Raw genomic sequence first — 23,048 nt, forward strand, 5'->3', positions numbered from 1 at the left:
TCACTATGAGCATCCAATCGCACTTATCACAAGGGATTCGTCCCCTACTTCGGAGTTGGTCGCTCCTTCTATTGCCAGTACTATTCACCATCGTGTTGGCAGCATGCAGCGTGTCCTACAAATTCACAGGCACGAATCTCAACTACGATTTGATCAAGACACTGCAAATCGACCCTATCGCGAACCGCGCTCCTTATGGTTGGGCACCTATGCAGGCCATGTTCAACAATCGCTTGCAAGACCAATATGTCAACCAAACTCGTCTTCGCCTCGTCAAACGTAATGGTGACATGCACATTTCAGGAGAAATCACTGGCTATGATCAATTCAACAAATCAATTTCGGCAGACGGCTTCTCCTCTCAAGTGCAACTTCGCCTAACGGTGAACATTCGTTTTGAGAATCGCAAAACTAACCAACGCTGGGAGAAGCAATTTTCTGCCACTGCTCCCTACGATGCCAACTTGCAACTCTCACAAGTGCAAGAACGACTGGTCACCGAGTTGATACGCGACATCTGCGATCAAATCTTCAACGCCACGGTAGCCGATTGGTAATCTAGCTCTACAGCCTACTTCCCACTCGCACAAATCCTTTTTGCACGCCATCTCCCCAGAGTGCAGACCTTTATCTTCTATAATAATGGATATTCCTTACCTCATCGAACACCCCGAAGCTCTCGACGATTCGACGCTTCACCAGCTCAGCAAGTTGGTGGAAGAATATCCATACTATCATGCTGCTCGCCTACTCTTGGTGCAGAATGCTCATAAACTTCAACACGAGAGCTATGAGGAAGAATTACGCAAGGCGGCCATACTACTTCCCAACAGAAGACCCCTCTTTGATTTAGCCAAAGCACACGAGTATGCAATAACACAGAAACCTGCTCGTAAACCGGAACCTCCTGCCAAGGATCGTATGGCGGCACTGATTGATGGTTTCTTGAATCAACACAAGGAATCGGACCAGAGTTCCCATCGGATGCCCACTGCCGACCCATCTGCAGACTACATGAGCTATCTTTTCCAACAAGAGGCCATTGCCGCTACCGTCGCTGTGCAATATGGAGCAGAAGCACCTCCACCATTAGAGAATCCTAATGACCGCACACAATCTCTCATCGAGCAGTTTATGTCTGTTCCTCCAAAAGAACGCATCAACTTGTCTGAGCCAGATGCTACGCAGGATCGTGCTAACATAGCTTCGACATCGCTTCATGAAGACTTTGTTGCAGAAGGCTGCTATTCCGAATCCTTAGCCAAAATCTGCATTCAGCAAGGACGATATGAACGCGCAATTGCAATTCTCACGCAAATTCATTTGAATAATCCAAGAAAAAGTGCTTACTTTGCAGATCAGATACGCTTTTTGCGCAAACTAGCAATCAATAATAAATACAAATCATAATCCCATCATGTACACGCTTTTTGTTATTTTGGCCGTCATCACCGCCATTCTCCTCGCCATTGTGGTGCTCATTCAGGAATCTAAAGGTGGTGGACTCGCCTCTAACGTTTCTGGTGCAAACTCCGTGCTCGGTGTACGCAAAACTACCGACTTCGTGGAGAAGGCAACTTGGACGCTCGCTGCTCTCCTCGTGGTATTTAGTGTAGCTACAAGTTTCTTCGTACACCAAGAATCTGGTGATGCTTTCGATGTAGCTAACATCAAAACCACAGCTCCAGCTATGCCTGCCCCCGCAGCTCCTGCTAAGAATCAAGCAGCTCCTGCAAATCAAGCTACTACTCCTGCAGCTGAAACACCCGCACCATCTACTTCTAAATAAGAATGATACATCAGCAATACGGCTGAACTTCGCATCATCTCTTACTCACTACGCCTCATCGTTCAACTCAATTCTGAACAATGAGGCGTTTTTGTGTTGATTAGCTGATGACGTAGTGAACACCTAGTAAGACCCTACGGAGCTAACGAATCATAGGCTGCACATGATTCTTAAGACAAATCAGCGAACCTTATTTCGACTGCCCTCCCAACTCTGATCCGTCAGGTATAGAACCTTCGACCCCAACCTTCGATCTTGAGCATGGCTGTGATGAAAAATGGAATCGTTAATATCTCTATAAATCGGTTTCCTCGCGTGCGCGCGCACGCGCACACCCTGCAATTTTGTTTTTTTGCTTTCACAACCTTCACAGATTCTCCTATATTCAACTGAAAATCAAATAGATACAGCTAAAATTGAAACACATTTTAAGGCTCCACCTTTCTAAAGAGCAAATGCAAGGAAAATCATAGGTTGAGACTAACCTGATAATTTTTCACTTCGATAGCAACTTACGAGCCAAAAACATAAAAATAGGAGCAATCTCCTAAACTCTCGGACACTTTTATCAAAAAGTCGGAGAGCTGTTAGTAAATCTCCTAGATTTCAATAGCCTAACTCCTTGATATTAAATAAAGAAACAGGGATATTTCTATCTATTGTGTGAAGGTTGTGAAAGCAAAAAGTGAAGAATGCAGGGTGCGCGCGCGTACGTACGCGCGAGACGCCCAAAATTTAGACAAAGGGAAACAGACAACGACCTATACCGTCTCTCCTCGTTGCTCTTGAACTAAAACTATCACGAATACATCCGCAGCTTCGCCAATTAATGTCTCAGTAAATACACCTCTTTACTCAGTTGTTTGACTTGTCTACATAGCAAAACAGAGGGGTCTCTAAGAAAAAACTGCACTTTCTTTCAATATTTTCTCTCTTTGTGCCAATATCAACCCATATATCTATAGAGGGCAAAGGCAATGAACACGTGAGATATGGCACCATACAGCGCAGCTATCAATATTAGACAAGGCATAAAAAGACTGCGCAACCACTAGAAAGCAGTTGCGCAGTTGCTAAAAATTAGAGAGAAATAGAGAAGGATGAAAATTGCATCCCTAATTCTCAATTTTAGAACATCTTTTCTGGATAGATACCATCGGCTCCGAGTTTAGCAAATTTCTCTACTACTTCGGGACGATCTTCGGGATAGGTCACGCCAAACCATTTAGAAGTGGTATCAAGCACTTCGCAGGTAGCTTCACCCTTACGAATCAGATGATCGACCATGAGAGGAATGAAGAACTCGCTCTTCAAGTTTTCGATGTTTTTAGGATCAGAGAGGAACTGTTTGAAATACTCTTCTGAGTGAGCGAAGTAGTCAGGAGTGAAACCCCAGAAGTTCATAGAAACAGGAGTCGTGTCGGGGATAGACACCCATTCACCCTTTTCATCCAAGTATTGCACCACACCATCGTGACGCTCAATCTTGGTGCGTTCAACGACAGAGGTGAGGAGGTTCTTTTCATCTACCTCGCAAACTCCACGGCTCACGGTGCCACTCTCAGAAAGAGTGTTGCCTACGCGGAAACCGACCATGGCATACTTACCAGTGCTTCCTTCAGGAAGTGAAGAGAGGAACTTACCCATCACTTGGAAAGCATCGCGATCGTAGAAGTCATCGCAGTTGAGCACTGCGAAAGGCTCTTTAATCACACCAGCACCCATCATCACAGCGTGGTTGGTACCCCAAGGCTTTTCACGACCTTCTGGGCAAGTGAAACCTTCGGGCAGAGTGTCAAGGGCCTGGAACACCAGCTCACAAGGGATTTTATCTTGATACTTCGTAAGAACGATTTTACGGAAATCTTCTTCAAAGTCTTTGCGGATCACGAAAACGAGTTTTCCAAATCCAGCGTTGATAGCATCATAGATAGAATAGTCCATGATGGTTTGCTCTTGGGGTCCGAGTTTGTCAAGTTGCTTGAGACCACCATAGCGACTGCCCATACCGGCAGCAAGGAGAAATAGTGTGGGTTTCATGATGAAAAGTAACTATTAAGTTGTGATGCAAAGGTAGCAAAAAGCACTAGAATAAACGAACGAAAAGCAAAATATTATGTGCTATAAGGCTAAGATTTTTTTGGGCGATTCACTTGTTTGCACCCACTCTCCTTCTCTACTACTTATTGTTCCTCCAGCTGCTCTGTACTTCCGAGCGTGAGTCGCAGCACCGATGGCGTATTCTCTTGTATCGCTACACGATGAGCTATGGTTTCTCCCACCAACCACACGATGCCTTGTGCATCACACACGACCATAGCATACTGTTTCTCGATACGAGAGCGATGGCGATCGGTCAAATAGTCACTCACCAGCTTGCTTCCTTGGCTCATGCCATAGGGGGAAAATCTATCTCCTATTTCAACATAGCGCAAGGTCAGTTGTCCCTTCACAGCTGTAGCATCTATGGTGGCGGAATAGGGGTCGCGACTGGGTCTGAAATGGTGAGGATGGGGTATCGCTTCTGTCTTGAGTATGGGAAGACTACCCCGCAAATCGGCAACCTCTAGCCACTGCCCATGGCGACAGAGCTGATGAGTCGAGGAAGCTATCCAAAAACCTTCTTTGGCTTGCAATGCTTGCTGAGCCTCATCCGTAGAAAATCCATGTTGCCAGCAAATCTCTTTCCACCACAATTGTCCTGCTTCTCCCAATTGCATGATAGCTTCCATCGAAAATCGCCGAATGCGTCCTTTGTAGAAAGGAAACTCACATTGACATGATTTTTCCACTAGGGTTTCAATATGCTGCAAACCAACTTCATAGACCGAAAGAGCCTGCCTCATGTGGTGAGCTGTCTCAGACAAGGTGGTGGAAATAGAGGGATTCACCTCTTGTAACTTCTTCAAAAGCTCGTGGCGCACCCAGTTTCGACGATAGTGGGTATCTCTGTTCGTGGAGTCTTCAACGAATGTTGCTCCGTGCTCGCGCAGGTAGGTCATGAGAACATGCCGAGGGATAGGCAGGAAAGGTCGCCAAATGTGATCACGTTCGGCTGCCATGCCTGCTAATCCGCGAAGGCCAGTTCCGCGAATGAGATGCAACAAAAGAGTTTCGGCTTGATCATCGGCATGATGAGCCACACACACGTAGCCACCCTGCTCGGCAAACCAATGATAGCGCAGTGTCCGTGCAGCCATTTCAATGCTCTCCCCCGTCTGTTTGCACTGCTGATGCACATCGAAGTGCTTGACTTTAAGCGGAATGCCATACTGAGTGCAAAACGCTCGTACAAACTGCTCATCGGCTTCACTCTCTTCTCCACGCAAATGGAAATTGCAATGCAAGGCAGTGAAAGGGAGCTGCAAATCACGCATGACTAAGGCTAATGCCACAGAGTCTGCACCACCACTCAAAGCACACAACAATCCCTCGCCGCGCCAACGATTGGCACGGGAAAGAAAGAATGAGGATACTTCTTGAGACAGTGTCATGAATATTCCTGATTTTCAGTAAAGATTAGTACGAAACGGAGCATTCCAATCCCAGTGCACGCACACGCTCACCGATAGCATCGAGCACTGCAGGCGAGGCTTTAAGTAAGCCTTTGGCGGGGGTGTCACGATCAATAGTGTAGATGTAAACTGCTTCGGGACGAATGCGCTGCAAAGCCTTGAGCCACGGATCCACAAAGGACGAGGCGGTGTTGTCTACCGATTGGCCTTCATATTCCCCACACATGAAAAGGGTCTGCACTTGCACCTTTCCTTCAAATGCGCAGAAGCGTTCCACCATCTCTTCTGCATCATAGCGCAGGAGTGGCCGATCTACCAGCTGAATATAGTCGTTGGACAAGGTGTCAAGCTTCAATATGTTGTTGTCAACCTTTCGCAGTGCCTCATGCACGGCAGGTTGGTGACAATAGGTGGCATTGCTCAGCACACTGATTTTGGCCTTGGGGAAGTACTGATTGCGAAGAGCTATTGTGTCATCTATGATGCCTGGGAAATCAGGGTGCATCGTGGGCTCTCCATTGCCGGCAAAGGTGATGACATCAGGGCCTCGACCTGCACGCTCCATCTCTTGCAGCTTCTTTTCCAACACTTCTGCCACCTGCTCTCGCGTAGGGATGCGAAGTTTAGGTTTGGTGTCGGCATTAAAGCCGCATTCACAGTAGATGCAATCGAAGGTGCACAATTTACCATCGGAGGGCAAAAGATTGACCCCTAATGAAACACCCAATCTTCGGCTCTGTACAGGGCCAAAAATTGGGGATGAAAAAAGTATTGTAGACATGTCTAGTTGTTCTTGTGTTATATTGAATTCCTCTACTCAGGAAAGTAGAGGAAGAGTTGCTTCAAAGAAGCCTCATCATTCCAACTCCACCAGCGATCTTCCATCAAGTTGCTGAACGCTAGCTTCATGTCGGATTTCACTTCTTTCTTAATATACTTTTGTCGAGCTGGTACTATGCGGCCTTTCAAACTGAAATAGTAGGTGTGTTTCAGGGGATATCCCTTGTTGGCTTGCTGCTCGCCACCACTCATGTCTATGAAGGTTTCACGAGCCAAGCCACCCAAATCTAAAGACACGAAAGGCAGATCGGTGCTTCCTCCAGTGATTTCTCTATATTTCTCCATATCGATAGTGGTGACACAGAGCAAACGGTTGCCACCATGCTCAGCAACGACACGCCCCATGGCCACTTTGTCTACCTTCTGATAGCGAATGCTATCGAAAACGACACCAACTATACTTGCATTGCTAGCTTGATAGACCTTGCCATCTTTTTCGTCGATGTAGCAAAGCGCGGCGTTTTTATAGAGTATGTTGGCTTTTGCCTTGACAAATCGGCCAAAAGTTTGGAGCACCTTAGCTTCGCGGAAATCAGGATACACCAATTGTCGATCTGCGCGTTGCTCTTCCTGTAGCTGTTGGGCTTGCGCCGCCCCCCAGCCGAGCAAGAGCAGCAGTGTGAGAAGATAGAGTTTCATATCCAATATTTATTGATTCATGAGAAAATGGGGATTGAAGCTGCGCAACATCATCATCACAGCTACTTGACCCTCCTACTCATTCTTTGCCTGTTCGCTACAATGATCATAGCACTGGCGACAGAGCGGCTCGTAGGTTTGCATCTCTCCGAGCATCACTTGATTGTCACCGGCTACCAAACGATGGCTGAACTGTGCCAACTCGCCACAGCGCACACACACGGCATGCACCTTGGTGACATCTTCAGCCACAGCGCAAAGAGCAGGCATCGGACCAAAGGGGTTACCACGAAAATCCATATCCAATCCGGCTACAATGACGCGCTTGCCTTGATTGGCTAAGAGATTGCACACCTCTACAAGTCCTTCATCGAAAAACTGTGCCTCATCCACTCCTACCACATCTGCAGCATGAGCCAACGACACCATCTCTGCAGCAGAAGCTACGGGTACAGAAGCCACGGACTGGGAATCATGAGATACTACTTCTACGTCACTGTAGCGGGTGTCAATGCAGGGTTTGAAGATTTTCACCTGCTGCTGTGCGATTCTTGCTCGCTTGATGCGGCGAATGAGTTCTTCTGTTTTCCCAGAAAACATACTTCCGCACACCACTTCGATGCGGCCTCTGCGAGGAAAGTGTTCGTGATAAGGCATAATGATAGGTTGATTTAAGGGCAAAAGTAGCAATTATTCTTGGTTACACCAAGCAAAACTTATATCTTCGCCGTATGAACTCAAAAGGTGCTCCTCATTCTTTCCGCGCATGGTGGTTGGCAGCTCGTCCGAAAACTCTCTCGGGCGCACTCGTCTCAGTGATTTCAGCCACAACACTGGCCTACACCTGCGACACTCCCCATAACACAGCCCCTCTTCTGGCTATACTTTGCGCCACTTTTGCAGGTTTGATGCAAGTGGCCTCCAACTTCATCAACGACCTCATAGACTTCCGCCGCGGACGCGATGGGGATGACCGACTAGGGCCGGAGCGCGCCTGTGCTCAAGGATGGATCAATGCGCGAGCTATGCAGTGGGGAATTGCCATTGTCTTGGGTTTAGCAGCCGCAGCGGGACTTATTCTCTTCGGAGTTTTCACCACTGTTTCTCAATATTCAGCCATTCAATTAGCGGTATGGCTCGGTCTCGTAGGGCTAAGCTGTGGAGCAGGGGCTTTCCTCTATACCACTCACTTGAGTCGATATGCACTTGGAGATGCAATGGTATTGATTTTCTTTGGACTAGTTCCTGTCGTTGGTACCTATTTTCTACTCACCGATCAGTTCACAACTCCTGCTATCCTTCTAGGAATAAGCATTGGAATAGTAGTAGATTTACTGTTGGTGATCAATAACTTTCGCGATCGAGACAATGATGCTCGTGTCAATAAGCGCACTTTGGTAGTGCTCATGGGGGAATCGCTATCTATATGGTTCTACCTCCTTTTGGGAGTCGCTGCGATACTTCTTCTTTTTGTACTCTGCTTTGTCCTTCCTACAGCTACTTCAAGTTTCTGGGTTCGATTTCTCCCTGCTATCCTTTCTCTCGCTTTTTTCCCTCTACATTATCGCACATGGCAAAATCTACAACGCATTCACCACGGGCGCGCACTTAACGCACTTTTAGGCGAGACTTCACGCAATATGCTCATCTTTGCCCTGACCTTTTGTGTCGGTTTGATGATTCAATCACTCTTAATAGGAGATTGTTTTCAGTAAAAAAACTGGTGGCTTCTGATTTTCATCGCTGAACGATTGTTTTTCGGGCCACTTTATTCTTTCCCTTTTTTACAATACGGGTCGGATTGCGAGAAATGAAAGCAATTCGACCCATATTATTGAATCTGATTGGTTACTCACAGAAGTACACTTCTTCAACTAAGGACATCTCTACAACTATTTAGTGTGAAACTTGTCAATCTCTCATATAATCTTTTTTTACCTTTTTCATAAAAATACTTGTTTGATTAAACATTTCTTCCTACATTTGCACACAACCTTAGGAAGAGTGCTTCTGGTTATTAATGAGGAATACCACCTCTCAGATAACGTACCTTCCACTTACCCCAATACTACTAACTATGAGGGACTTGCAAGCCCCACACTTCACAACATTATGATGAAAAATTTGCTTCGCCTCTTCGCCTTGTCACTCCTTTCAGTAGGTGGTGCCACTTCTTTTGTAAATATAGCATCTGCACAAACAGCTCGCACGGGATTCTTCATGGAAACGTCTAAATTTCGTCATCAGATAAATCCCGCACTTCTTGAAGATAATCCCTATTTTTCTATTCCTTTCTTAGGTAATGTCTATGCTAGCACGATAAGCAGCCACCATTCAGATGCATTCATCTATAAAGTCACGGACCGCAATACAGGCAAGAAGTCGTATGACACGTTTATGAACCCATCTGTAACACCTACGCAGCTTTATAGACGTTTAGGAAATAAGGATGTTTCCCTTGATGTAGACTTTAGTGATAATATTTTCTCTATAGCCACCAATGGATTTGGCGGTACTAATCTGGTGGAAATCAACCTCAAGTCTGCTTCACGCCTGGAATTACCCAACAATTTGTTTCACTATGCTAAAGAGCCGAACAGTTTCAATACATATCAATTGAATCACATGGCTCTTAAACACCAATCCTACCTAGAATTTGGTGTTGGGCATGCTAGAAACATTGACAATCATTTCACCGTTGGAGCTAAAGTAAAAGGGTTAATAGGACTTGCCTATGCAGACGTTGAAGCTAACCAACTACAGCTTCAACAATCGGGCATGGGATGGCAGGTTAGTGGTCACACGCGCGGAACAGTCGCTGTAATGAACACGGCACCCACTTTTGACAAAAAAGGACGCTTCGATGGTTTTGAAGAGCTTTCTCCTGGTATCACAGGATGGGGTTTAGCAGCTGATTTGGGAGCCACTTACGAAGTGCACGGAGTTGAAGGGCTTACAGTGAGTGCCTCACTTACCGATTTGGGATTCATCAACCACAAAAAAGCCTATGCATTAAGAAATGATGTACAACGCAGTTGGAGTTTCGATGGATTCCGTAAAACCCAACAAGAGAATGAGAACATGCTTAATGAGGGGATTGAGCAGTTTAAGGATGACCTTCAAGAGCTTCTTTCGTTGCACGACGGAGGAAAAACAACAAAGAGTTCATCACTCAAAAGCACTCTTAATATCGGTGCTAAATACAAACTCCCCTTTGTGAAACACCTCAATGTTGGTCTACTCTATTCTAAACATCTTGAAGGCGATTTCAGCTTAGATCAATTCACCTTAGGTGCTGCTTGGCACCCTATCGCTCCAATCGAAGTAGGTGTAAGCACCACATTGGTAAAAAACAAGCTGAACTTTGGTACAATGCTCACCGTGCAGGCTCCACGCTTCCAAGTGTTTGTGGGCACCGACTTCTTCTCTGGTGGTTTTTCAGAAGATGGTCTGCTCAGCAGCCGTGCCAACAATATAAATCTTGGTTTCACCATTCCACTCGACTAGGCTACACAGCGCCACGAGGATTTTTAATCCTACAGAAAACAGAACCGAATGAAACCCTTTGACTATTTTATCTTCTGCTTTAAGAATTACGCCAAATTCTCAGGGCGCGCTCGTCGTTCTGAATTTTGGTTCTTTGTACTCTTCAACTTCGTCATCTCAAGCGCATTGAATGTTGTATCCCAAAGTTTGTGGTATGCCACCGATTCGTATGCATTTCTATCCATCAGCTATATTTACAGTTTAGCTGTTGCCATTCCTGCTTTAGCAGTGACAGTGCGCCGCTTGCACGACACCGGACGAAGCGGATGGTGGCTTCTAGCTTACTACCTACCAATCGTTTTGACGGTCGTCTTATTTGTTATATTTTTCGTCCAACTTCTTTCGGAATTTTCCTTCTACAAGCTGGACAGTATCCGCGCAGAAGATCTTCCTTGGACAACTGTTTGGGGTGTTCTTCTTAGTCTACTCCTTTCCCTCATTTTTGGTATTCTCATCTTTGTGTGGCTCTGCACCGATAGTCAATCAGGCACCAACAAATATGGTCCTAACCCCAAAGAAATGATGCACCATGGCTTTGGTAATCCTCAACAACCGCCTTATGGGCAGCAACCTTATGGAGGGATGAATGCTCCTCAGCAACCTCCTTATGGTGCGCAACAACCGCCCTATGGCAGTACACCTCAAACATCCCAAAATGGGGAAGGGGGCAACTACGAAAAGGACCCGAATGGCGGGGATAGCCACTACCAACGATAGTGACTCTTCCTTCATAAAAATTTTGTTTGATGAATTATTTCCTTTATTGCCTTAAGCACTACGCAGATTTTAACGGCCGCGCACGCCGCTCTGAGTACTGGTTTTTTACGCTGGTGCACTCTCTCTTAGTCATACTGCCCATCATCATTGGTTTGGCCATGATTGTGACAGCTTCTCTAACCCAGTTGCATCATCCCGCTAGAGAAGTTCCACTACACGGAAATGTGGGAGTTTTTATCATCGTCATCTTTGGCTTGCTCCACTTAGCGCTGTTTATCCCGCAACTAGCCGTTAGTGTAAGACGTCTACACGACACAAGCAAAAGCGGTTGGTTGATTTTAATAGCCTTCATTCCTTACGTGGGTGTTATTGCCAGCATCGTGCTTCTGGTGTTCTACTGTATGGATAGCACACCTGGATACAATCAATATGGTCCTAATCCGAAGGGGATAGGCAACGAAGAGAGAGCTTGGAGAAATCCTTATGGACAGCCACATTATGGGCAGTCTCCCTATGATCAACAATCCTATGCGCAGAATCCTTATGGGGCAGATCAACCACCCTATGGACAGAACCCTTATGGAGGAATGAATGCTCCGCAGCAGCCTCCTTACGATGCACAACAACCACAGCAAGGTGTGCAACAACCGCCCTATGGCAATGCACCTCAATCCCCTAACAAAGGCGAAGGTGGCAACTACCAACAGGACCCAGAGGGCGGGAATAGTCACTATCAACGATAAACTCTTAATCATTCATCTTTAATACCTATCATTATGAAGTATTTCCTCTATTGCCTTCAGCACTATGCTGACTTCAACGGCCGTGCACGCCGCTCTGAATACTGGTACTTTGTACTCTTCAACTTTATCGTTTCCATCCTGATTGGCCTTTCGTTAGGAGTAATCGCAGGGCTTCTAAATGTGCCAGCTCTAGTTTATCTCGCTTACCTTTGGTCACTCGCTGTGTTTATCCCTAGTTTGGCAGTTTCAGTTCGTCGTTTGCACGACATTGGTCGCAGTGGTTGGTGGTTGCTCCTTTCATTGATTCCCCTCGTTGGTGCCATCATCCTTATCATTTGGCATTGCACAGACAGCCAACCTGGTGCCAACCAATATGGTCCTAATCCCAAAGAAATGGATTACTAAGGATTAGACAATCCCTAGCAGCAATAAGCTCCTTTAAGCGAGTTTTTTACACAACTCTCTCACACATCGAGCGATTCCGTCACAATTCGTGGCAGAATCGCTCGATTTTCGCTCAAAATATCGTACCTTTGCACCCAAATAGTTTAGAAAACAGTATGATGACTGCAAACGAAATACGCGAATCTTATAAGCGTTTCTTTGAGGAGCATGGACACCTCATCGTGCCTTCCGCTCCTATGGTGATTAAAGATGACCCCACCCTCATGTTCACCAATGCGGGTATGAACCAGTTCAAAGACATTATCCTTGGACACACAGAACCTAAATGCCGCCGTATGACGGACTCGCAGAAGTGTCTGCGCGTGAGTGGTAAGCACAACGACCTTGAAGAGGTTGGACACGACACTTACCACCACACCATGTTTGAGATGCTCGGCAACTGGTCTTTTGGCGACTACTTCAAGGAAGATGCCATTACCTTTGCCTACAAGTTCTTGGTAGACGTGCTCAAAATCGATCCCAAAAACCTTTATGTCACAGTTTTTGAGGGTGACAAGGAAGCAGGACTTGAGCGCGACGACGAAGCTGCAGCAATCTGGGAACGCTACTTCCCCAAAGATCATATCATCAACGGTAATAAGCACGACAACTTCTGGGAGATGGGTGACACCGGTCCCTGCGGTCCTTGCTCTGAAATCCACATCGACGGCCGTTCCGAAGAGGAAAAGGCGAAGGTGTCGGGTGCATCACTCGTGAATCAGGATAACCCAGAGGTTATCGAGATTTGGAACCTCGTGTTCATGCAATATAACCGCAAAGCAGACGGCTCTCTCGAAGGTCTTCCCCACAAGGTCATCGACACCGGTATGGGATTCGAGCGTTTGGTGCGTGTGCTTCAAGGCAAAAACTCTAACTACGACACCGATATCTTCCAGCCCATCATCCGCAAAATCGCAGAATTCTCAGGTTTTGCCTATGGTAAGGAAGAAACCATCGACGTGGCTATGCGTGTCATCGCAGACCACTTGCGTGCTATCGCTTTCTCTATCGCTGACGGACAGCTTCCCTCAAACGCAAAGGCTGGTTATGTGATTCGTCGCATCTTGCGCCGCGCAGTTCGCTATGCTTACACCTTCCTCAATCAGCGCGAAACCTTCATCTGCCGCCTTGTTCCCACCCTCGTTCAGGAGATGGGAGGCGCATATCCCGAACTTCCTGCGCAACAGGAGTTAATTACCAAGGTGATTCGTGAAGAAGAGGAATCTTTCCTCCGCACACTTGCCACTGGTATCCATCGTTTGGAAACAATCATCGAAGCTACCAAGGCCGCAGGCAACAAGGTCGTTGATGGCAAGGATGCTTTCACCCTCTTCGACACCTATGGTTTCCCCCTCGACCTCACTCAACTCATCTGTTCTGAAGCTGGTCTCTCCGTAGACGAGGCAGGTTTTGATGCAGAAATGCAACAACAAAAGGAGCGTGCTCGTAACGCTGCAGCCACAGAAACAGGCGACTGGGTGGTTTTGGCAGAAGGTGACACCACATTCCATGGTTGGGACTACACCGAATATGGCTGCCGCATCTTGAAGTATCGTCAAGTGCAACAAAAGAAGCAAACCTACTTTGAACTCGTTCTTGATAACACTCCTTTCTACGCTGAAATGGGTGGTCAAGTAGGTGACACTGGTGTCCTCATCAACGAGGACGAAACAGTGGAAATCTTCGACACCAAGCGCGAAAATAATCTTCCCATCCACCTCACCAAGGCTCTTCCCAAGAATCCTGAAGCAGAATTCATGGCTTGCGTTGATGTGGATCGTCGTCACAAGATTGAAGCCAACCACACCGCTACGCATTTGCTCGATCAGGCTCTCCGCGAAATCCTCGGCACCCACGTAGAGCAAAAAGGTTCGCTCAACAATGATCGCAGCCTTCGCTTCGACTTCTCACACTTCCAAAAGGTGACTCCCGAAGAACTTCGTCAAATCGAGCGTGTCATTAACGCTCGCATCCGCGAAAACATCCCCTTCCAGGATCACCGCGATATGCCCATCGAAGAAGCCAAAAACATGGGTGCTCTTGCTCTCTTTGGAGAAAAGTATGGCGATCGTGTCCGTGTCGTACAGTTTGGCGACAGCGTTGAGTTCTGCGGTGGTACACACGTAAGTGCTACGGGTAAAATTGGTCTTTTCCGCATCGTGAGCGAAAGCAGTGTTGCGGCTGGTATCCGCCGTATCGAGGCCATCACTGGTGAAGCAGCAGAAGAGAGCATGTATCTCCAACAAGACATCCTCAGCAGTGTAAGTGCCTTCTTCAACAACGCCAAGGATGTGAAGGCAGCCGTGCAGAAGGCTATCGACGAAAACGCAGACCTGAAGAAGCAAGTCGAAGCAGCCGTGCGCGAACGAGTAGGACAGCTCAAAGGTCGTCTCATCGAAGCCGCCAAAGAAATCAATGGTGTGAAGGTGATTGCTCAAGTTCTCCCCATGGACGTTGAAGCCGGAGCAGTCAAGGACTTAGCTTTCCAAGTAGCCAACCAACTGCCAGACAACACCTTCCTCGTGCTGGGTTCAAAGCATGATGACAAACCTCTCCTCACTGTCATGGTGAGCAAGGATCTCATCGCAAGCCGTCAGCTCCACGCTGGCAACCTCGTGAAAGAAGCCGCTCGCCTCATCCAAGGTGGTGGTGGTGGTGCTCCTCACTTCGCTACTGCTGGTGGTAAAAACACCGCAGGTCTTGACGAAGCCGTAGCTAAAGTTCTCGAACTCGCAGGTTTCTAATCAGCCTCTATATTCACAAATATAAACCTCCCCATCTGCATCGTGCAGATGGGGAGGTTTTCGGTATCATCGAATTCGCTTCGTTTCTGACCGAGGATTTTCGGCGCACCGTAGAGTCATTTTCTGCGTATCACTAGAGCCTACGCAACTATGTTCTTATCCATCCAGCTTACGATTTCGATTTCATGAAGCGACGGTAGAAGAAAGCAAAGAGCAGTGTCGCCACCATCAGAGAAATGGAGAAGGAATAGAAGATACCTTTCACACCACCTTCCAAGACAAAGCCCATGGTGTAGGCGGTAGGCATGCCTATTAGAAGATACGCCACGGCAGAACTCCAAGTCATAGGCAGCACATCTTGTGTAGCTCGCAGGGCATTAGCGTAGCAAATCTGCAATGCATCCGCATATTGATACACCACTAGGGGCACAAGCAGCGCAAGAGAAGCAGCTATGACCGCGACATCTTGCGTGAAAAGGTGAACAATCTGGTTGCCTGCAAAGTAGAACAACAAACAAGACAGCGTGGCATTGATCAAAATCAAATTTCGACCTACTCTTCCAGCTGCCAAAGCTTGAGGAGTGTCGTTCTGTCCCAGGAAGTAGGAAATACGAATGCTCATGCTAGCTCCCAGACTATAGTAAAGCGTGAAGCCGAGCGTGCCCAAAGTCATGAGAATCTGATAAGCCGCTAGTGGAATCTCTCCCAACCACCCCGTCATCACTGCGGAACCTGCAAAACAGAAGGTCTCCAAACCAATCTGTAAACTCACGGGCCACGACTTGCGATGAACATCGCGCAACGAAGGCAACACCGACAGCGCCTCAGCAGAAAGCGGCATTCGATAGTCCGCAAAACGCTTCCCCATGAAGATTATGGCGAGTAGGACAATCGCTATCAGCATGCGACTCACCATCGTAGCGAAACCTGCACCAAAAAGTCCCCATTCCGGAAATGGACCAACACCAAAGATGAGCAGATAGTTAAGCACAATATTGACAATGTTACCAGCCAATATGAGCCACATCGCCAACTTTGTATAAGTGATGCCATCGGTGAATTGACGAGCGGCCGTAAAGATGACCACAAACCAAAGTGAAAGCCACAACGTAGCATAGTATGATCTCATGAGTGTGAGCAAAGAGTCCGGCTGCCCAAGATAGGGAAGGAGAAAGAAAATTATGCCAAAAACAAAGAGGACACCAGCCCCAAAGACGAGGTTCATCACAATGCCACGACGCATAATAGCCCCCACCGCAGCTTTGTTTCCCTGGCTGTACCTTGCAGAAATAAAGGGAGTCAAGCCGTAGCTGTATCCCAAAATTATCATGGTGGCAAGGTTAAACAGACTATTCACAAAAGAAGCTGCTGACAGAGCGGGCGTGCTATAATGCCCGACCATAATCGTATCTGCAAATGCCAATATGATTGTACCAAGTTGCGCTATAGCAATGGGAAGACCAAGTCTAAGTGTTGCTGAGTAGTGCGAGGAGAGTTTCATCTACGTTTAAAGAGTTCTATACTAAAAGTTTTTACAGGATAAAGACGCTCTTGAGCATCGGGGAGTGCAATCTGGAACACCACCTCGCGATCACGCGCATTGCTGCGTGCCACAACTTCGGCTTGGTAGCGCATGGCACGACCAGCTGGAAGTTCTCCAATAATAGCCGTTGGAGACACCTTCACACGCTTATAATCACAGGAAACGACTGGTGCAATGTTGTAGAGCGTGCGACCCGAATTATTGTAAAGATCGAAAGTAATCTGCGCATGCTCCCCAGGTTGTAGGGCGCGATCACCGTTGTAATCAGCGAACGTGAGATTAGATATTTCAATACCATTGAAAGAAGCGTACACATCGCTATTATTGTTGTAGCGACCATAGCCCACAGGTTCATTTTCATATCGACTGTTCTCGTTGCCGTATCGACCAGAGCGATAGTCACGATAGTCACGTTCACTATACTGTTCGCGCTGTTGTGCATTCTTTTCGGCCGATGCAGCACCAATGGCTGCCCCTGCTGCACCACCTACAATTGTGCCAATGTCTGATCCTCGATAACCTCCTATGAGGCCACCCACCGTAGAACCAAAGAATGCACCAAGGCTCATACCAGTCGTAGTGCGATTCCAACTATCATAGCTCACACAGCTGCTCATCACAAGAGGAATCATCAACCCTATCGCAACATTGCGCCATGCGCGCTGAGCATAAAGAAAAAGAGAAATGCGTTTCATCTTCAAATTATATAAGAATGAGTAACCTATTGCACCAATCCCCAGAGGCAAAGGTGCAAATATGCCTATCCCTACGCAGTAAACCACGTGGGAATAGGCATAGACTATCTTTAATCAAGACAGATGCTTGTTTAAAGCGCAATTATTTCACGGTAATCACAAGATACTTGCTCACACTCCAGAAACGTGCTGGATCCGTGATGCGAAGTGTATATTGACCTTGTGCATCTTTATCGAGTGAATAACTACCTTCAGGGTGTGTGGTCATCAATCTAGCACTCTTAGAATAGAGGCGAATGACCTTATCCACACGGATATCAATCTTGGTGAAGTAGTCCTTATTGAAGTTATTGTTGCGCAACACTTCTCCACCCTTCAAGATGTTCTGTTCTTTCAGTTCACGCTTTGTGCCAAACACATAGTAAGCACTGTTGAGTTCACGATCTTGTGAAGCCACTGTGCGTGCTTTTGTTTCATTCTGCACGCTAAGTTCATTCACGTTGCTTTGGAGGTTTGCATTTTGCTCACCCAATTCAGCGATTTTGATGTCCTTCTTAGAAAGTTCAGCTTGAAGTTCATTCAACTGCTTGGTCAAGTCAGCGATTTGCGCAGTGAAAGCTGCCACAGTAGCTTCCATCTTCTTGCGGAGATCAGCGTTGTTAGACTTAGAAGCCTTCACTTGCTGACGAAGATTGTTGATCAAATCATTATTCAGACGGATCGTATTCTCGATGAGTTTCACATCTTCTACGATTTGAGCACGATTATTGCGCTCACCTTGTCTACGTTCAGTGGTGATGCGACCTTGTGCCTCATTGATTCGGCGGAAACCATCCTGAATGTCATTCATGGTCGTCATCATGTCGGCCAGTTCCTTGTCTTTCTGCGCCACAATCTGCTGCAAAGAGTCAGCAGCAGAGAGTTCTGCCACCGTTTCTTTATCCTTCTTCGTGTTGCACGAAACGAAGGTCATACCGAATACGGCGATTAGGAGAAATGCTATTTTCTTCATACACTTAGGAATTAGTTGATGTCTATAATAAAAAATATAATCAGGGCTCATCGATGCCGCTTGCTGCGACGTAGTTCTGCTTTATCAGTGAACTCTGTAGATGAAAGCTGCAGTGGTTGTCCTGTGATAGGATCACGTTCCACTACCATTCGTTTATTTTTATTTGTCGTAATGCTAGCTTCGTCATCGCCTACAGCATGAGGAGCACCTGCCACCACTAGGACAAACTCTCCACGAGGTTCTGTGGTTTGAAAGTGAGTCAAGACCTCCAGCAGTGTGCCACGTACGCTCTCTTCGTGGAGTTTAGAAATCTCTCGACACGCACTGCAAGGACGTGTTGCGCCAAACACTTCTACCATTTGCTCGAGCGTTTTCACCACACGATAAGGACTTTCGTAGAAAATCATCGTACGCTCTTCTTGCTGCAAAGCTTGAAGCTTAGATTGCCGCCCTTTCTTTTGAGGAAGAAAACCTTCAAAACAGAAACGATCGCAAGGTAGTCCACTTGACACTAATGCAGGCACGAAAGCAGTAGCTCCAGGCAGGCATTGCACTTCTCCGCCTTGCTTGACCACCTCACGCACGAGCATAAATCCAGGGTCAGAAATTGCAGGCGTACCAGCATCGCTAATCAGTGCCATCGTTTCCCCTGCCACAACGCGAGCGGCAAAGGCTGCTGCCGTCTGGTGCTCATTAAATTTGTGGTGACTCACCAGTGGGGTGGAAATGTCGTAGTGCTTGAGCAAGATACCGCTAGTACGAGTGTCTTCAGCCAATACCACATCGGCCTCTTTGAGAATGCGCAATGCGCGCAATGTGATGTCTTCCAGATTGCCGACGGGTGTAGGAACAAGATACAACATGATGGTGGGAGAATAGAATCGTTTTCTTCAGGCAAAGGGCAAAGCAGTCTAGTGAAACGAGATAATGCAGTGTTATGCCATGAAAAAGGTCTCATCAATGAAACGGATGGCAGCATCAGGGCAACCCATAAGAGAGAGCCCCCTATTCGTGGCAATCATACATGAGAATTTTTATCTCATTTTCAGCCATTTCAGCCTCGTTTTTTGAGTTTACTACAAGGAGTAGCTTTTTGCAAAAGTAGTACTTTCGCCTCATTGCAACAAATTATTTTCCGAAAACTTGAACAACAAACGCGAAATGTGTTATCTTTGCAGCATCATATTTATTCCATTTTCATAGACATTTGCCTATTCAGCATTGTTTCTTATTCGCGCTCAACACGGCAACTTGAATGTCAAAAATAAGCTCTCATTTTATGCAAATATTTCGCCAAGAAATTACGTTTGATCGTTTCATTCGCGGTGTTCTCTTCGTCAGTCTCCTTGTCCTTTTCGTGGCTGGACTCAACTGGCTGAGTGCCGTGCTTCTACCTTTCTTTGCAGCCTGGGCCATTGCTTGGGTGTTAGCTCCTGTAGTCAGTTTTTTCCACGAGCGTTGCTACATTCGTCCTCGTTTCCTAGCTGTTTCTCTCACTTTGATTTTAGCCATCGCCATTATCGTTGGAGCCTTGTGGTTCATTATTCCTCCGTTTGTCGAAGGCATTCTCCACATCAAAGACGCCCTGCTGCGCTATCTCCAAAGTGATGGAAAAAACGCCCATCTTCCTGAATGGCTACAACATCTTTTGCAACAGTGGCTTGGATCTTTACAACTAGAAGAGAAGCTCCAGCAAAATAATGTGCTGCAAATGGTGCGCACTTCTCTCCCACACGTGTGGAATGTGGTGCAGTCCACTGCCAATGTTGTAATGAGCCTTGCCAGTTCTGCATTCGCGCTCCTCTATTTGGTGCTACTGCTTGCAGACTATGATCACTATGCTACTATTTGGCTCAAGTATATACCCAAATCACAGCGAGATTTCTTGAGACAACTTTCTAACGATGTAGCGCACAACATGCGAGGATATTTCCGGGGCCAAGTATTGGTTGCCATCAGCAATGGAGTCATGTTTAGCATAGGCTTTTGGATCATTGGTCTCCCTATGCCAGTGGGCATGGGCATCTTTGTGGGAGTGCTCAGTTTCATCCCCTACATTCAAGTGTTAGGCCTGTTGCCAGCTGCCCTCCTATCTCTGCTCCAAATGGCCGACACTGGCAGTTCGTTTTGGGGCTTGATGGCGCTAGTGCTAGTGGTCTATATTGTCGTGCAAATCTTGCAGGACACCATCTTCACGCCTCGCATCATGGGGCAAATCACGGGATTGTCACCAGCCGTTGTGCTGCTCTCCCTCTCTGTCTGGGGCTACATCGCTGGCATCATCGGCTTGATGGTGGCACTACCTCTCACCACACTCATGCTAGCTTACTATCAACGCTACGTTCTGGAAGAGTCCTCGGAGGAAACATCCTTTGAGGAGGAAACTCTCGAAGCTGAGCAGGGGGAATAATCCCTCTGCTTTTTTCTTCCTCCCCTATCTGTATAGGGGTGGAATTGCCCCCAAAGTGTAGGAAAATGGTGGAAAAGTGATGAAAAAATTTATTCACCTCACGTTTTTGTAATTCACACCTATCAAATACATGGTTTTATACAACAACACTATGTATCGTCATTTGACCGCCCTCTAAGGTTTAGTTTGCCTCTCGCAATAGTGCTCAGTTTTCTCGCGTACGCGCGCGCATCCCTAGCAATTCCGACTTTTTGCTTTCACAACCTTCACAGGGTAGCTCTAATTCTCATCGTTTTGGCACTTTCCACTTACTCCTATATCATAGGGCATTTTTCAGCTTCTCGGCCTTCTTTTTCGGCTAAGTGTTAATTATTGTCCGAAACACACGTATTATTCACTGGTAGACAATAGGTTACAACGTTTTCTGTGAAGGTTGTGAAAGCAAAAAGTTGCAAAATCGCAGGAATGCGCGTATACGCGTACGCGCGAGAGTCGCCAATTCTACAGAATTTAACAGACAAAAAATTACCTCTCTCCCAAACGCCAAACATTATCTCCGACTTATGCAAAAAGTTCTCCGAGATTTTCATTAAACTCTCGGAGATTTATGAGTGCAACTTCCGAGATTTCACCCAAAAATCTCCAAGAGCTGTTGCAAGATGCACACGGCTTTCTTACATCCACATAGGAGAAACGACACTGTGGATTGCACATCGGATAGAACTATCCCCATCGAGCGGAACAGATGGCCCTACCACACAACTAGAGAAAACATCAAAAAGTGGAAATATAAGACGTAACCCATTGATTTTCTCTTACAAAACTTGTACACTCCAGAGAAAAGCTGTAACTTTGCCGTGCTTTTCCGCTCAACCGCTGCAAGGCGCACTGAAAGCCCACCAATCCATAAGAGTTACCAGTTCTTTCGGGAACACGAATTAGCTCATAGGATGACAGGCTACAGAGCAGTAGAATCCGAACATGTTGAGCTGGGGCGATTAACAATTTCAAAATCAAGCAGTACACAATGGCTGATCTCATTAAAATTGCTGAAGAAGCATTTGCTACTGGTAAGCAACACCCCTCATTCAAGGCTGGTGACACTATAACCGTAGCTTACAAAATCGTCGAAGGTAACAAGGAACGCGTACAGCTCTACCGCGGTGTTGTCATCAAGATCGTTGGTCACGGCGAAAAGAAGCGTTTCACTGTACGCAAGATGTCTGGTACTATCGGTGTAGAACGTATCTTCCCCCTCGAGTCTCCCGCTATCGAGAGCATCGAAGTGAACAAGGTGGGTAAGGTTCGTCGCGCTAAGCTCTACTACCTCCGCGCCCTCACTGGTAAGAAGGCTCGTATTAAGGAAAAGCGTACCGCTACTAAGGCCTAAGACATCACGTCCTAAGCGACTTTCACTATGCTGCGCTTTGCCAAGCCTTTCGGATTTGACAGAGCACACCTACAGAGTGAACAAAATCACGAAGTCCGCATCCAAACATTGGTTTGGTGCGGATTTTTTTGTAGCATCACCTAAGGCGTAGCTAAGTGCACGTAACGCTCATCAAAAAAAATCCCTTGCCACTGTCAAGCGACGTGGCAAGGGATATTTTGTGAGTAAGCAAGCTGCAATCAAGGTTGTGCCAAGAGCAGTTTGTATGTACGACTGCCTACATAAATCAACAACACACGAGGCATTACTGGGAAGGTAATACGAAGAGCCTCTCCATTACTTCTCGCTTGATGTAACAGCCGACCTTGAAGATCAGATACGCGCAGCCATTGACCACTGGGCACTTGCTCCACCACCAGCGTATTCACTTCCACTCTAATGTGCGGAGCATCTCCCTTCGCAACTACGTCTTTGAGTCCGCTAGGAACTACAATCTCAATTTTGCATATTGCTCTACGTCTTGAGGCATCTTGAGCTTGTGCCACTATCGTAGCATTACCAGGCTTCAAGGCTTCAAAAGTGCCATCTCCTAGATGTTTTAGTAACAAAGATTCAGACACCATCCATTGCAGACTATGGTTAGTTGCATTCTTGGGTAAAACTTCAGCCACCACTGTAAAACGATCGCCTACTGCTACGGTATCTTTCTCCAGCTTGAGCGAAATAGATTGCACCAAACGAGGCTTCACTACTACTTTGCATTCTGCTGACACTCCGCTACCATCCACTGCTTCAGCGCGAACGAGGGCCTCACCCACTTTCTTCGCTTGGATGACTCCATCTGCAGAGAGCGCAACCGCATCACCGCTCACCAGTTTCCAAACTACGTTGCGGTTGGTAGCATTCTCAGGCATTGCAGTTGCCGTGAGCGAGAAGGCATCGCCAATGATGAGTTCTTTCTGAGTAGCATTCAGCGAAAGGGATTGCACCAAACGAGGTTTCACCACCACTCTGCACTCTG

The 23,048-nt window shown here is 46.8% G+C and carries 21 protein-coding genes; 11 read left to right on the top strand and 10 right to left on the bottom strand.

Annotation, left to right across the window (positions count from 1 at the left end):
• Positions 1-5: 5 nt before the first annotated feature.
• From HMPREF9999_RS08515 to secG, 3 genes are all read left to right on the top strand, one after another.
• Positions 6-557 (top strand): LptE family protein, encoded by a 552-nt coding sequence (locus HMPREF9999_RS08515; protein ID WP_009752316.1) that lies wholly within the window; start codon positions 6-8, stop codon positions 555-557.
• A gap of 85 nt (positions 558-642) precedes the next feature.
• Complete coding sequence (locus HMPREF9999_RS08520) at positions 643-1,410, top strand: hypothetical protein (RefSeq protein WP_009752317.1); 768 nt, start codon at positions 643-645, stop codon at positions 1,408-1,410.
• Positions 1,411-1,417: 7 nt separating this feature from the next.
• A complete protein-coding gene (secG, locus tag HMPREF9999_RS08525; protein ID WP_009752318.1) occupies positions 1,418-1,789 on the top strand; it encodes a preprotein translocase subunit SecG in 372 nt (123 codons plus the stop codon).
• Between the two features lie 1,128 nt (positions 1,790-2,917).
• Here the strand turns inward: secG and HMPREF9999_RS08530 are convergent.
• From HMPREF9999_RS08530 to HMPREF9999_RS08550, 5 genes are all read right to left on the bottom strand, one after another.
• A complete protein-coding gene (locus HMPREF9999_RS08530) occupies positions 2,918-3,829 on the bottom strand; it encodes a hypothetical protein (RefSeq protein ID WP_009752320.1) in 912 nt (303 codons plus the stop codon).
• 143 nt (positions 3,830-3,972) lie between these two features.
• On the bottom strand, positions 3,973-5,283 hold the full coding sequence (gene tilS / locus HMPREF9999_RS08535) for a tRNA lysidine(34) synthetase TilS (RefSeq protein ID WP_009752321.1): 1,311 nt from the start codon (positions 5,281-5,283) through the stop codon (positions 3,973-3,975).
• Between the two features lie 25 nt (positions 5,284-5,308).
• Positions 5,309-6,085 carry a radical SAM protein gene (locus HMPREF9999_RS08540; protein ID WP_009752322.1) on the bottom strand — a complete coding sequence of 259 codons (777 nt, stop codon included), beginning with the start codon at positions 6,083-6,085 and terminating at the stop codon, positions 5,309-5,311.
• A 32-nt stretch (positions 6,086-6,117) separates the two neighbouring features.
• Positions 6,118-6,783: a hypothetical protein gene (locus HMPREF9999_RS08545; protein ID WP_009752323.1), complete on the bottom strand. Its 666-nt coding sequence runs from the start codon at positions 6,781-6,783 to the stop codon at positions 6,118-6,120.
• 75 nt (positions 6,784-6,858) lie between these two features.
• A complete protein-coding gene (locus tag HMPREF9999_RS08550; RefSeq protein WP_044063397.1) occupies positions 6,859-7,440 on the bottom strand; it encodes a thymidine kinase in 582 nt (193 codons plus the stop codon).
• Positions 7,441-7,514: 74 nt separating this feature from the next.
• Between HMPREF9999_RS08550 and menA the strand changes: the two genes are divergently transcribed.
• The 6 genes from menA (at position 7,515) to alaS (ending at position 14,977) form a co-directional block, all read left to right on the top strand.
• A complete protein-coding gene (gene menA, locus HMPREF9999_RS08555; protein WP_009752325.1) occupies positions 7,515-8,498 on the top strand; it encodes a 1,4-dihydroxy-2-naphthoate octaprenyltransferase in 984 nt (327 codons plus the stop codon).
• A 397-nt stretch (positions 8,499-8,895) separates the two neighbouring features.
• Complete coding sequence (locus HMPREF9999_RS08560; protein WP_009752326.1) at positions 8,896-10,290, top strand: DUF5723 family protein; 1,395 nt, start codon at positions 8,896-8,898, stop codon at positions 10,288-10,290.
• A 48-nt stretch (positions 10,291-10,338) separates the two neighbouring features.
• On the top strand, positions 10,339-11,046 hold the full coding sequence (locus tag HMPREF9999_RS10030) for a DUF805 domain-containing protein (RefSeq protein WP_009752327.1): 708 nt from the start codon (positions 10,339-10,341) through the stop codon (positions 11,044-11,046).
• A gap of 29 nt (positions 11,047-11,075) precedes the next feature.
• Entirely contained in the window at positions 11,076-11,789 is a 714-nt protein-coding gene (locus HMPREF9999_RS10340) for a DUF805 domain-containing protein (protein WP_009752328.1), read from the top strand.
• A 33-nt stretch (positions 11,790-11,822) separates the two neighbouring features.
• Entirely contained in the window at positions 11,823-12,194 is a 372-nt protein-coding gene (locus HMPREF9999_RS08575; protein ID WP_009752329.1) for a DUF805 domain-containing protein, read from the top strand.
• Positions 12,195-12,349: 155 nt separating this feature from the next.
• Positions 12,350-14,977 carry an alanine--tRNA ligase gene (alaS, locus tag HMPREF9999_RS08580; protein ID WP_009752330.1) on the top strand — a complete coding sequence of 876 codons (2,628 nt, stop codon included), beginning with the start codon at positions 12,350-12,352 and terminating at the stop codon, positions 14,975-14,977.
• Positions 14,978-15,146: 169 nt separating this feature from the next.
• Here the strand turns inward: alaS and HMPREF9999_RS08585 are convergent, their stop codons facing one another.
• From HMPREF9999_RS08585 to rsmI, 4 genes are all read right to left on the bottom strand, one after another.
• Positions 15,147-16,478, bottom strand: coding sequence for an MATE family efflux transporter (locus HMPREF9999_RS08585; RefSeq protein WP_009752331.1), 1,332 nt, complete (start codon positions 16,476-16,478; stop codon positions 15,147-15,149).
• Entirely contained in the window at positions 16,475-17,215 is a 741-nt protein-coding gene (locus HMPREF9999_RS08590) for a hypothetical protein (RefSeq protein WP_009752332.1), read from the bottom strand. Before HMPREF9999_RS08590 ends, HMPREF9999_RS08585 begins: the two co-directional genes overlap by 4 nt.
• A 142-nt stretch (positions 17,216-17,357) precedes the next feature.
• Entirely contained in the window at positions 17,358-18,227 is an 870-nt protein-coding gene (locus HMPREF9999_RS08595; RefSeq protein WP_044063399.1) for a hypothetical protein, read from the bottom strand.
• Between the two features lie 47 nt (positions 18,228-18,274).
• Complete coding sequence (gene rsmI / locus HMPREF9999_RS08600; RefSeq protein WP_009752334.1) at positions 18,275-19,090, bottom strand: 16S rRNA (cytidine(1402)-2'-O)-methyltransferase; 816 nt, start codon at positions 19,088-19,090, stop codon at positions 18,275-18,277.
• A gap of 416 nt (positions 19,091-19,506) precedes the next feature.
• Between rsmI and HMPREF9999_RS08605 the strand changes: the two genes are divergently transcribed.
• Positions 19,507-20,637 carry an AI-2E family transporter gene (locus HMPREF9999_RS08605; protein WP_009752335.1) on the top strand — a complete coding sequence of 377 codons (1,131 nt, stop codon included), beginning with the start codon at positions 19,507-19,509 and terminating at the stop codon, positions 20,635-20,637.
• A 1,027-nt stretch (positions 20,638-21,664) separates the two neighbouring features.
• Positions 21,665-22,027 carry a 50S ribosomal protein L19 gene (gene rplS / locus HMPREF9999_RS08610; RefSeq protein WP_009752337.1) on the top strand — a complete coding sequence of 121 codons (363 nt, stop codon included), beginning with the start codon at positions 21,665-21,667 and terminating at the stop codon, positions 22,025-22,027.
• 239 nt (positions 22,028-22,266) lie between these two features.
• Here rplS and HMPREF9999_RS08615 read toward each other — a convergent pair.
• Positions 22,267-23,048: Ig-like domain-containing protein (locus HMPREF9999_RS08615; protein ID WP_009752338.1), on the bottom strand; the 782-nt coding region annotated here is incomplete at its 5' end.

The sequence above is a fragment of the Alloprevotella sp. oral taxon 473 str. F0040 genome (assembly GCF_000318095.2).
Lineage (GTDB): Bacteria > Bacteroidota > Bacteroidia > Bacteroidales > Bacteroidaceae > Alloprevotella.